Genomic DNA, 11,251 nt, shown 5'->3' with positions numbered 1-11,251 from the left:
CAGTTGTGTATAAGAGACCGGACCACATGAACGCCCACGGCGGCACCAATACGCTGAAGATCTTGGATGTGGGCGATGAGCACCGCAGCGACTGAACGATGAAACTGTATACAAAAAAGGTTTCGACTGTGGTCAGCAGGCGTGAAACATGCGAAGGTCTCGACAGGCAATCCCAGGAGACAATTCATGAATAACGCCTGGCACAAGGAGATGCTGGCCGAGGTCAGGGCCGGCGGTCGCATCAGCGATCAGGATATCGTCGAGAAGGTCAGACGCGCGGTGTTGATGCAGCGTCTACCACCGGATACCAAGCTGCCGGAGGTAACGCTGGGTGAGGTGTTCGGCGTGAGTCGTTCCGTGGTGCGCAAGGCGTTGACGCGTCTGGCTTCGGAGCATGTCGTCGATCAACGGCCCAACCAGGTGGCCCGGGTTCGCGCGCCCAGCATCGAGGAGACTCGCGAGACCTTCGAGGCGCGACGCCTGGTCGAGGGCGAGGTGGCCGCGCAGTTGGCCGGTCGGCTCGATGCCGAGGTCATGGCCACCCTGGAAACCCAGGCCCGTCTGGAAGCCGAGGCCCATGAACGTGGCGACGAGCCGGCACGGATCGAACATTCCCTGACCATCCATCACTTGCTGGCCGAGCATTCGCCCAATCGTGTGCTGGGCGCAATGCTCACCGACCTCGTGCTGCGTACGTCCATCGTCATTGCCCTCTACAAGCGGCCGAGTCTGGCCTCCTGCTATCTGGAGAACGATCATCCTCGTCTGCTCGACCGGCTCGGCAAGGGGGATGGTGAGGCCGCCCGTGCCTGTGTCCATGACCATCTCCACAGCCTCGAGGCATTGCTCGATCTGCGCCCCCGCGAGAACAGCATCGACTTGATGTCGATTCTGGGGCGCACTGCTGAAGAATCCTAGATACCGCGCCGGCCAAGAGCGGGGCCCGCCTGATGGCTGTCAGGCGGGCTCTGCTTGTTTTTTGGCATGAACGCTCTGCGAGAGGTGGTCGACCAGGGCATCCACGTCGCGTTCCGCCGCCTCGATGGAGGCTGCCAACAAGGCGCCGCCTTCTTCTTGATGCTCGACGGCAATCCGGTCAATCCGGGTGATGCCGATGAATTCCAGCACCGTGGTCAAGGCGGGCTCCAGGTGATTCATGTGCGCCATGGGGCCGCCTGGACCGAGGCCGGCATCGCCCCGGGACGACAGAATCACCGCATGGCGGGGGCGGTCGGCCAGCAGGGGAATGAACGGATCCTGTGGCTGGCTTGGCTCATAATCCACCGTGCGGCCGAGACGCACCACCTGATCCACCCAGGCTTTCAGCGCCGCCGGCATGCCGAAGTTATAGAGCGGCGCTCCGATGACCAGCAGATCCGCCGCCACCAGTTCGTCGACCAACTGGTCGCTTTCGGCGAGCGTGTCGGCCATCCAGGATGACCGTTGCGCCGCCGGCGTAAAGGCGGCCTGAATCCATGGCTGGTCGATGAAGGAGGGAGGATGGCCTCCGATGTCCCGGTAGGTGACGCTATCGTCCGGCTGTCGGGCTTGCCAGTCCGAGACGAATCGGTGTGTCAGCCGACGGCTGATGGAACCGTGTTCGTCGGTACCGGCGATGCCGGGGCGGGCGCTGGCGTCGAGGTGTAGGATGTGAGTCATGGTTACGGCTCCTTAGTGTGAGTCTGTTTCAGGTATTCTTCAGTAGCCAGATCAGCCTAGGACCACGGCATATAGGCAACAAACGATCTTTTCTTGCGTATACGGATGAGTTGAGATCAGCCATGAGTGCCCGTCGATTACCCTCGCTGTCCTCCTTGAGGGCATTTGAAGCGGCTGCCCGGCACGAGAGCGCCAAGCAGGCAGCACAGGAACTGTCCGTGACCGCCACGGCCATCAGCCACCATATCCGCGACCTGGAGGATGCGTTGGGCGTGACGCTGTTCGTTCGCAAGCCTCGCCAACTGGTACTTACCCGACAGGGCGACGAGTTGTTCCAGGCCCTGGAGACGGCATTCGACAGCATCGGCGATGCCGTCGAACGCCTCCAGACCGTGCCCGCCCGTCAGGCGGCAACGCTTTCCACCACACCGGCGGTGGCGGTGCGCTGGCTGTTGCCCTGGGTATGCCTGCTGCGCGACTCGCATCCGGACATCGATCTGCGTATCCACGCCTCCCATGATCCCGTCGCGCTGGATGGCGTCACGGCGGACCTGGCGATCCGCTATGGTGATGGGCACTGGCCGGGGCTGGTGACGGAAAAGCTCTTTGATAACACCTTCGTTCCCGCCTGCAGTCCTCACCTGGGACTGGAGGGCGTGGAGGATTTGCCTGCACATCCGCTGATCCACTTTCGTCCCCAGGGAAGGTCGATAGCGCCGCTGGACTGGGCTGGCTGGCAAAAATGCGCTGGTATACCGGACCTCGATGTCAGCGCCGGACTGGTCTTTTCCGATGAAACCCACGCCATCTCTGCGGCCGTCGGCGGAGAGGGCGTCGCGCTGATGAGCCGTCCCCTGATTGCCGATGAGCTGGCCGAAAGGCGACTAGTGCAACCCTTCGGGCCGGAACTGGAAGGCAAGCCCTTCTACCTGGTGTATCCGGAACGTCGGCGGCATGACCCTGTCATCCTCGCCATTCGCGACTGGGTGATGCAGGTGCCGGGTGGTCTGTGTTCAGCGGGCGGGTAAAGGGCCGGCTGCGGTCGGCGGGGGACGTATCTTCCAGACGGCCTGGTCGTCGACTACATTGATGCTGCCGGATCGTCGCATCCCGGCCATCGTCAGCCATCAAGAGGACCTTCATGAACCCGACCCGTCGCCGACTGCTGCTGGGCATGGCACTCATGCCGTTGTTGACCCTGTGGCGACCCGATGCCCGAGCCTCGGGGCTGCCTACCACCACCTTGACGATTCACAGCGCACAGGGGCCGCACCGGCTGACGGTGGAGCTGGCCCGCAGCGCCGCCGAACGCAACCTCGGGCTGATGGAGCGAGACAGGCTGGCCGAGGATGCCGGCATGCTGTTTCTCTATGATGATGTCCAGCCAGCGGAAAACGGCTTCTGGATGTACCGAACGCGTATTCCGCTGGACATTGCCTTTCTCGATGCCCAGGGCCGCATCAACGACATCCATCGCATGCAGCCCTGCCGCTCCGCTTCCCCGAGTGACTGTCCGGTGACGCGCCCATCGATGCCCTATCACGCTGCCCTGGAAGTCAATGCCGGTTACTTCGACGCCAAGGGGATCGAGGTCGGCGATTGCCTGAGTTGGGCAGGGCAGGTCGGCGCTGGCTGTCGCCGACAGTGACGTCCAGCGTGCATTATTGCCGTCACCTGGAATGAGCCGAGCAGACATGGATCGAGGTCTCTAATTTGAACGACTAATAAAAATAAAATATGATCATCTGGTCATTTTTCGATAACAACACGTGATCGAATTGCCGGGCAATACGGCCGTGCGATTCGAATCACCAGACCAGGAGATATCCATGAGGACGTTCAATCGCAAAGCTCTGCTTGTCGCTGCGCTTTCCGCCGGCATGGTGCCCGTCACCGGTGCTGCTTTCGCTGCCGAAGAAAGCGAAGGCGACGCGCTCTGCGCACAGGCGGCCTATTCCATGGGGCTTCGCTATCAGCAGCGTTCTGCCGAGGTGGCGGCTCTGCAGCGTCAGGGGTATGCGTTGGCCACCCTGCGCCTCGAGCAGGCCATCGCCGACCATGACGAGGATGCCAACCTGGCGATCATCACCGATCTGGACGAGACGGTGCTCGATAACAGCGCCTTGCTGGTTCGCGACATGCAAGCGTGCCATGACTACACCACCTGGGATACCTGGAAGCACTGGGAACGCGAAGGTGAACCGCGGCTGATCCCCGGTGCGGCAGATTTTCTGGAATTCGCCGACGAGCAGGGAGTGGACATCTTCTATGTCTCCGATCGCTACCAGGAGAACGAGGCGGATACCATCGCGAGCCTGGAAGCCCTTGAACTGCCCCAGGTGTCGGAGGACAGCGTCATGCTGCTCGGGCCGCCCAAGGCGGAACGGCGTGCCGAGGTCGTCGAGAATCACACCCTGGTGATGCAGCTCGGCGATTCCCTGCACGATTTCTCCGGCGAGTTCGCCGAGGCGGATCTCGAAGCGCAGCGTCGTCTGGTCGACGACAATGCCGAGCGGTTCGGCGACGACTGGATCGTCTTCCCCAACGCCGGCTATGGTGACTGGAGCGAGGCCGAGCTCAACGCCTGGGAAGCACCGCTCGACACGGAGTGAGCCAACGCAGGGCAAGCCGTCGAGCTCGTCGAGTGGCGGCTTGCGCCTCGAAGCCTTCCTTACCCACGATGACCGTCGTCATCGGCCTGGATCATGGTGCGATGGGACCAGTTCGGTCCCGGCATCGACGAAACGAAAGCGCACCGAGGTGCTCTTGAGCAGTGCTTAGCCCTCGGGGTTTTCTCGTGCAATTGCTCTAGCACCTGACGTTCACGCAGCCATAGTGGCCTCATTTCCCATGATTGTTCCCCCTCGTTGATGACGACTGACGGGGGATGTTCATGAATGACGAACGCATGGCGGTTGGTCATGTCGGTCTTCCTCGTTTGGGTGTGGTCAGCACGCTGGCGATCGCAAGCACTCGAGGGTTGCAGAGGGGGGTATTTCCCAGGCCAATGTGAGCTTGGGCTCAGGGGGCAAATAAATCGTTGGTCTGTTGGCGACAAGGGCGTCATGGTGCGGAGACCTAAGCGACCAGACGGGCTGCTTCAATGTTGGCAATCCCCGCCAGGGAGGTTTCTCCATGACGCAACCCCATACAGGGACAGGCCGGCGGTTTCTCGGCTCGCCATTCGATGCAGCAGGGCAGCACCTGCTGCATCGAATGGACTACGCGACCGCCCGGACGAGCGAGCCGTTGCATGATGAAAGCGCGACGCGTTGGCAGGTCGGCAGGTGCCCGCCGGATGCCATCGCGTCGGATGATCTCGCGCGATGTGCACGTGGCCCGGAACGTAGTCCGGAGACGCCATGATGACGTCGCCATCCCGCGCGCGTCAGCCGGCCGGGCTGCGGCGTTGGTTGCCGTTTCTCCACTGGCTGCCGCAGCAGACGCCACGCTCACTGCGCGTCGATGCCATCGCGGGATTGACCGGTGCCGTACTGGTGTTGCCCCGGGGGGTCGCCTATGCACTGCTGGCCGGTCTTCCTCCGGAATATGGCCTTTATGCGGCCATCGTGCCTGTCATCCTGGCGGCTCTGTTTGGCTCGTCCCGACAGATGGTCAGCGGCCCCGTGGCCGCGTTGTCGATCGCGCTCTTTTCTACCTTGCAGCCTTTTGCCGACGCCGGCACCAGCGAGTTCATCACGCTGGCGATGACGCTGACGTTCCTGGCCGGTGCCTTTCAGTTGCTGTTGGGCCTGGCGCGTCTGGGGGCGCTGGTAGAACTGGTTTCGCACTCGGTGATCACGGGGTTCACGGCGGGAGCCGCGCTGATCATTGCGGCCAGCCAGTTGCCTCATGCACTGGGGCTGACGCATATCGAAAGTGGCAACTTTCTCGCCATCTGGCCGCAGTTGATCGCTCATTTCGAGGCGATACAGCCCATGGCCCTGTTCGTCACCGGGTTTACCGTCATTACCTGCTTGGCGTTCCAGCGTTGGCTGCCGCGTTGGCCGGGCATGATCGTGGCGATCGTGGCGGCCACGTTGCTGGTGGCCTGGCTGGACCCGAGCGGTGACGCCGTCCAGCGCGTCACGACCGTCCAGGCCGGGTTGCCTCCGTTATCGACGCCCGATCTCTCCCTGGACAATCTGCGCTTGCTGACACCAGGCGCCATCGCGCTGGGCCTGCTCGGGCTGGTTCAAGCGGTGGCCATCTCCCGGGCCATCGCGGCCAGTACCGGTCAACGCCTCGACAATAATCAGGAATTCATCGGTCAGGGGCTATCCAATCTGGGCGGGGCCTTCTTTTCCGGTTATGTCTCTTCGGGGTCCCTGACGCGCTCGGGGCTCAATGCCAGCGCGGGGGCTTGTTCGCCCTTGGCCGCTCTGTTCTCGGCGTTGTTTCTGATACCGATTCTGCTGGTGGCGGCTCCGCTGCTGCAGCATGTGCCGATGCCCGCCATCTCGGGCCAGTTGTTGCTGGTCGCCTTCAAGCTGGTCGACCGGAAAAGCATTCGCGAGGCACTGACGCTCAGCCGTTCGGAAGCCACGGTGTTGCTGATCACCTTTTTCAGCACGCTGCTGCTGGCGCTGGAATTCGCGATTTATCTGGGCGTGCTGGCCTCGTTGATCTTGTATCTGCGCCGCACGACTCGGCCGCCGGTGGTGGAAAGTGACCTGTCCCAGGCGCCGTTGACCATCCAGCAAGTCGTGGAAGCGCCGTACTGCGATGTCGTCAGGATCGATGGCTCCCTGTTCTTCGGTGCCTGCGACTCGATAGGGCGCAGGCTGGAGCGTTTCGAACAACCCGATCTGGTGATCCTGGCGGCGGGCATCAACTTCATCGATCTCAGCGGTATCCATCTGCTACAGCGCCAGGCGCGCCGCTGCCATGCCCGGGGCGGCAAGCTGCACCTGGCCTGGACGAAACCCAGTGTCGTCGCCCGCCTGCAGCGCGTGGGGCTGGTCGATGGCGCTCAACAAGGTGGGCCGCTCGTGGCCATTACCTTGTAGGAGACGTTGTCCTGGGGCTTCGCATGACAGGCCTCGAACAACAAGGCCGTGGCGTTTCGACAAGCGCTCTGTCATGGCCATGCGACAACAACGACAACGCTATCATTACAACAAGGAGAGGTATTTTATGGGCTTATCGAATAGACGGGCGTCGTCGGCGGCGCACGACGATAGCGACATGCATACGGATTATGTGGTCGGACAGGACAACATCGAAGGACATCTGGGGCCTATCGGCTTCGACATCCATAACCGGGTCTTCGTCGTCTCCGCACTCGCCTCGGTGATCTTCATCGTGCTGACCCTGATGTTCCCGGAACGGGCCGGGGAACTCTTCCAGTCCCTGGTCAGCTTCTCGACGAGCACCCTGGACTGGTACTTCATGCTCCTGGTGGACTTCTTCATCGTGTTCTGCCTGGCGCTGGTCGTGTTGCCCCATGGCAAGGTGAGATTGGGCGGCCCGGATGCCCGGCCGGAACACGGCTACCTGTCATGGTTCGCGTTGCTGTTCACTGCGGGCATCGGGATCGCCTTGCTGTTCTTCAGCGTGCTGGAGCCGGTGTATCACGCCAATGTATCTTCGCCATTGGGCACGCCTTCGCCCTTCGGTGCCGATGGCGCGCTGGATCGGTCGGTGATTTCCGAGGCCACCGCCATGGGACTGGCGGGCACGTTTCTGCATTGGGGGCTGCATGGCTGGGCCGTTTACGCGGTGATGGCGCTTGCATTGGCCATCTTCACCTACAACAAGGGGCTGCCGTTTTCCATTCGCTCGGTCTTCTTTCCGATCCTGGGGGATCGCGTCTGGGGCTGGTGGGGCCACGTGATCGATATCCTGGCGGTGTTTTCCACCCTGTTCGGTCTGGCCACGGCGCTCGGCCTGGGCGCCAAGCAGGCCAATGCGGGGATGAATTTCGTCTTCGGCATGGAGGTCAATACCATGACCCAGGTCATCGTCATCGTCCTTGTCACGGCGGTGGCGCTGGTGTCGGTATGGCGCGGTCTGGAAGGGGGCGTGAAGCGGCTCTCCGAACTCAACATGGGCGCGGCTGTGGTGTTCTTCATCTTCGTGCTGCTGGCCGGTCCGACTCTGGTGGCGCTCAGCGGCATGTGGTCGGGGATGACGCATTATGTGACGGAGTTCATTCCGCTCTCGGCGCCCTTTGGTCGTGACGATGATGCCTATCGCCAGGCCTGGTCGGTCTTTTACTGGGCGTGGTGGGTCAGTTGGGCGCCTTTCGTCGGCATGTTCGTCGCTCGCGTGTCGCGGGGGCGTACCGTGCGTGAATTCGTGCTCTGCGTACTGATCGTGCCCAGCCTGTTCATCTTCATCTGGATGGGCGTGTTCGGCAGTACGGCGCTGGACCAGCTTTATGCCGATCCGGGCGTCAGTCTGGTCAAGGCGTACGTGATCGATAACTACCGGCCCGAACTGGCCCTGTTCGGCATGCTCAATGAGCTGCCGCTGACCGGCTTGATGTCGACGCTGGGGATCATCCTGGCGCTGATCTTCTTCGTGACGTCCTCGGATTCCGGCTCTCTGGTGATCGATACCATCACCGCCGGCGGCAAGATCGATGCACCGCGGCCCCAGCGCATGTTCTGGGCCACGGTGGAGGGGCTGATCGCCATCGTGCTGTTGATCGGCGGCGGGCTGTCGGCACTGCAGGCAGGCGTCACCGCGACGGCCATCCCGTTTTCCCTCGTGATGCTGCTGATGTGCTACTCCATCATCAGGGGCCTGAACGGCGAGCTGCGTCGCATGCGCAACGTAAGGTGACGTGACGCCCCTCTTGCCGGGTGGCGACGTCCGGCAAAGGGGCGTTTAGCATCTCGCACGACGAAAAACGCCCGTACCAGGCTGGTACGGGCGTTGGCGTTGCTTGCCGATTCGGCTCAGGCGAGGTGACGCGTCATCGTCTCACTCGCCGCGGGGGTAGCGCTGGGCTTCCTCGACCTCGTTGAGGTCCATGTGGTTGCGCATGTAACGCTCGGAAGCGTCCTGCAGCGGCTGATAGTCCCATGGATAGTAGTGGCCATTGCGCAGGGCCTCGTAGACGATCAGGCGTTGCGCCTGGGAGGCGCGCACGTCGGCATCGAAGGCCTTCATGTCCCAGCGCTCGTGCACCTTGGCCTGATATTCGGCCAGTACCTCGGCATAGTCGGGATGCTCTGCCAGATTGTGCTGCTCCAGCGGGTCGGCCTCCATGTCAAACAGCTGGGGCGGGTCGATCTCGCAGTGGTTGAATTTCCACTTGCCCTCGCGGATGGTCACGATCGGCGAATAGCTGGCCTCGGCGGCGTATTCCATGTACACCGGGGCGTCGCGCCTCTCGCCTCGGGTCAGGGGCAGCAGCGACTGGCCATCGGTATAGGGTGCGATCGATGACAGATCGATTCCCACCAGGTCGGCGATGGTAGTGTTGATGTCGATGATCGATACTGGGTCCTCGACGTTGCGCGGTTCGATCCCCGGGGCGGACAGCATCAGCGGCACGCGCGACGAGCCTTCATAGGGGCTCATCTTGAACCAGAGCCCCTTCTCGCCAAGCATGTCGCCGTGGTCGGCGCAGACCACGATGATGGTGTTGTCGAGCATGCGGGTGCGCTCGAGCACGTCCAGGATGCCGCCGATCTTGTCGTCGACATAGGAGATGTTGGCGAAATAGCCCTGGCGGGCGTTGCGTACGTCCTGTGGCTGGATATCGAACTTGGTGTAGTCGTTGGCCTCGAAGATCCGCTGGGAGTGCGGGTCCAGCTCATCGAAGGGCACGGCCCCTTGTTGCGGTTCGAGATGCTCGCAGTCGTTATACAGGTCCCAGTACTTGCGACGCGCCACATAAGGATCGTGCGGGTGGGTGAAGCTGACGCACAGCGCCCAGGGCCGCTCGTCATGACCGCGCGACAGGTCGTACAGTTTCTGCTCGGCATGGAAGGCGACCTCGTCGTCGTATTCCATCTGGTTGGAAATCTCGGCGACGCCGGCTCCGGTCACCGAGCCCAGGTTGTGGTACCACCAGTCGATGCGCTCCCCCGGCTTGGTGTAGTCCGGCGTCCAGCCGAAATCGGCCGGATAGACATCGGTCGTCAGGCGGGTCTCGAAGCCGTGGAGCTGGTCGGGGCCGACGAAGTGCATCTTGCCCGACAGACAGGTGGAGTAGCCGGCGCGGCGCAGATGGTGCGCCCAGGTCGGCACGCTGGAGGGAAATTCCGCGGCGTTGTCGTATACCCCGGTACGGCTCGGGAGCTGGCTCGACATGAAGGCAGCCCGCCCCGGTGCGCACAGATAGCTCGGCGTATAGGCCTTGTTGAAGTTGACCGAGCGCTTGGCCAGTTTCTTGAGGTTGGGGGCATGCAGGAAATCGGCGGGACCATTCTCGAACAGTGTACCGTTGAGCTGGTCGGCCATCAGGACCAATACGTTGGGTCGTGTCATGGGAAAACCTCCCGGGCGAGTATTGTTGGTGTCGAAGCTGCGGAAAAGGAGCGTCTTCGATCCCGTACAATGACGCGCCCGAAGGCGGCAGACCAACGATTTATTTGCCCCCTGAGCCCAAACTCACATTGGCCTCCGGGAGCGTTGTGGCAAGGGGGAATTGCGCCAGTCACGGCACGGCGTCGCGTTCGGACAGGAAACGTTCTTCTTGCTCGCGGTAGGAAGACAAGGTCCGAGGAGCCTCATGTCTCGTCGGTGTGGGACGAATCGTTGCCTTCTTCCCTGGGGTCCGGGTGCTCTTCATCCAGCCAGGTGCCGCAGTGCAGGCAGTAGCTGGCACGTTTCTCGTGTCGATCGTGTCCGCAGCCTGGGCAGGCTTCGTCGGAATAGCGGTCGGCGCGGATCGAGCGAATCACCTCGGCGGAGAAGACCCCGGTGGGCACGGCGATGATCGAATAGCCGATCAGCATCATCATGACCGAGATCGACTGTCCCAGTGGTGTCACCGGGGCGATGTCGCCGTAGCCGACGGTGGTCAGGGTCACCGCGGCCCAGTAGATGGACGTGGGAATGCTGGTGAAGCCGGCTTCGGCAGGCTCGATCAGATAGACCAGCGAGGCGAAGATGGTGATCAGCATGCAGACGGTGAACAGGAACAGGAATATCTGCCGGGCGCTGCGCTTCAAGGCATCGATCAGCAGGCGCCCTTCGCCGATGAACTCCATCAGGCGCAGTACTCGGAAGATGCGCAGGACGCGCAGCAGGCGCACCACTACCAGCGATTGGGCGCCGGGCAGTACCAGGGCCAGCCAGGTGGGCAGGATGGCCAGCAGGTCGATGACGCCGTAGAAGCTGCGAAGGTACTGCCAGGGGCGCTCCAGGCAGTAGAGGCGTATCGCCAGCTCCAAGGTGAAGAGCAGCGTAAAGCCCCATTCCAGCCAGAAGAACAACGCACCGTAGCGCTCGCGCAGCGGTACGACACTCTCCAGCATCACCACCAGCACACTGCACAGGATCACCCCGATCAAGGCGATATCGAAGGCCTTGGCCGATGGTGTATCGGATTCGAAGATGAGCTGGAAAATCCGCGTACGCAGGCCTTCCGAGGCGGGCTTGAATTGGCTCACGGTGGGTGTCGTCCTTGTCT

General features: G+C 62.3%; 9 protein-coding genes. 6 read left to right on the top strand and 3 right to left on the bottom strand.

Annotation, left to right across the window (positions count from 1 at the left end; translation table 11 throughout):
• The first annotated feature begins 186 nt into the window (after nt 1-186).
• The gene (locus tag A9O65_RS01745; protein WP_064699092.1) at nt 187-918 is read left to right on the top strand and encodes a GntR family transcriptional regulator; all 732 of its coding nucleotides are present in this window, start codon (nt 187-189) and stop codon (nt 916-918) included.
• Nucleotides 919-957: 39 nt separating this feature from the next.
• On the opposite strand, the gene A9O65_RS01740 is transcribed toward A9O65_RS01745, so the two are convergent.
• Nucleotides 958-1,659: an FMN-dependent NADH-azoreductase gene (locus A9O65_RS01740; RefSeq protein WP_064701177.1), complete on the bottom strand. Its 702-nt coding sequence runs from the start codon at nt 1,657-1,659 to the stop codon at nt 958-960.
• 122 nt (nt 1,660-1,781) lie between these two features.
• On the opposite strand from A9O65_RS01740, the gene A9O65_RS01735 reads away from it, so the two are divergent.
• The 5 genes from A9O65_RS01735 to A9O65_RS01715 all read left to right on the top strand — a co-directional run bounded on the left by A9O65_RS01735 (nt 1,782) and on the right by A9O65_RS01715 (nt 8,448).
• On the top strand, nt 1,782-2,687 hold the full coding sequence (locus A9O65_RS01735) for a LysR substrate-binding domain-containing protein (protein WP_064701176.1): 906 nt from the start codon (nt 1,782-1,784) through the stop codon (nt 2,685-2,687).
• A gap of 113 nt (nt 2,688-2,800) precedes the next feature.
• On the top strand, nt 2,801-3,307 hold the full coding sequence (locus A9O65_RS01730) for a DUF192 domain-containing protein (protein ID WP_064701175.1): 507 nt from the start codon (nt 2,801-2,803) through the stop codon (nt 3,305-3,307).
• 181 nt (nt 3,308-3,488) lie between these two features.
• Nucleotides 3,489-4,271 (top strand): 5'-nucleotidase, lipoprotein e(P4) family, encoded by a 783-nt coding sequence (locus A9O65_RS01725; protein ID WP_064699096.1) that lies wholly within the window; start codon nt 3,489-3,491, stop codon nt 4,269-4,271.
• 750 nt (nt 4,272-5,021) lie between these two features.
• Nucleotides 5,022-6,668: a SulP family inorganic anion transporter gene (locus A9O65_RS01720; RefSeq protein WP_064701174.1), complete on the top strand. Its 1,647-nt coding sequence runs from the start codon at nt 5,022-5,024 to the stop codon at nt 6,666-6,668.
• Nucleotides 6,669-6,846: 178 nt separating this feature from the next.
• Nucleotides 6,847-8,448: a BCCT family transporter gene (locus A9O65_RS01715; protein WP_082920093.1), complete on the top strand. Its 1,602-nt coding sequence runs from the start codon at nt 6,847-6,849 to the stop codon at nt 8,446-8,448.
• A gap of 141 nt (nt 8,449-8,589) precedes the next feature.
• On the opposite strand, the gene betC is transcribed toward A9O65_RS01715, so the two are convergent.
• Nucleotides 8,590-10,104: a choline-sulfatase gene (gene betC, locus A9O65_RS01710; RefSeq protein WP_064701172.1), complete on the bottom strand. Its 1,515-nt coding sequence runs from the start codon at nt 10,102-10,104 to the stop codon at nt 8,590-8,592.
• 242 nt (nt 10,105-10,346) lie between these two features.
• On the bottom strand, nt 10,347-11,231 hold the full coding sequence (locus A9O65_RS01705; protein WP_064701171.1) for an ion transporter: 885 nt from the start codon (nt 11,229-11,231) through the stop codon (nt 10,347-10,349).
• Between the last annotated feature and the right edge of the window lie 20 nt (nt 11,232-11,251).

The organism is Halomonas caseinilytica, assembly GCF_001662305.1.
Taxonomy (GTDB): Bacteria; Pseudomonadota; Gammaproteobacteria; order Pseudomonadales; family Halomonadaceae; genus Halomonas; species Halomonas caseinilytica.
The sequence above is the reverse complement of the archived record's forward strand: the minus strand, read 5'-3'. Positions and strand labels throughout refer to the sequence as shown.

Excerpts from the sequence above, each read along its gene's own strand:
- A9O65_RS01745 (WP_064699092.1), top strand. The coding sequence starts at position 187 with ATGAATAACGCCTGGCACAAGGAGATGCTGGCCGAGGTCAGGGCCGGC.
- A9O65_RS01740 (WP_064701177.1), bottom strand. The coding sequence starts at position 1,659 with ATGACTCACATCCTACACCTCGACGCCAGCGCCCGCCCCGGCATCGCC.
- A9O65_RS01735 (WP_064701176.1), top strand. The coding sequence starts at position 1,782 with ATGAGTGCCCGTCGATTACCCTCGCTGTCCTCCTTGAGGGCATTTGAA.
- A9O65_RS01730 (WP_064701175.1), top strand. The coding sequence starts at position 2,801 with ATGAACCCGACCCGTCGCCGACTGCTGCTGGGCATGGCACTCATGCCG.
- A9O65_RS01725 (WP_064699096.1), top strand. The coding sequence starts at position 3,489 with ATGAGGACGTTCAATCGCAAAGCTCTGCTTGTCGCTGCGCTTTCCGCC.
- A9O65_RS01720 (WP_064701174.1), top strand. The coding sequence starts at position 5,022 with ATGATGACGTCGCCATCCCGCGCGCGTCAGCCGGCCGGGCTGCGGCGT.
- A9O65_RS01715 (WP_082920093.1), top strand. The coding sequence starts at position 6,847 with ATGCATACGGATTATGTGGTCGGACAGGACAACATCGAAGGACATCTG.
- betC (WP_064701172.1), bottom strand. The coding sequence starts at position 10,104 with ATGACACGACCCAACGTATTGGTCCTGATGGCCGACCAGCTCAACGGT.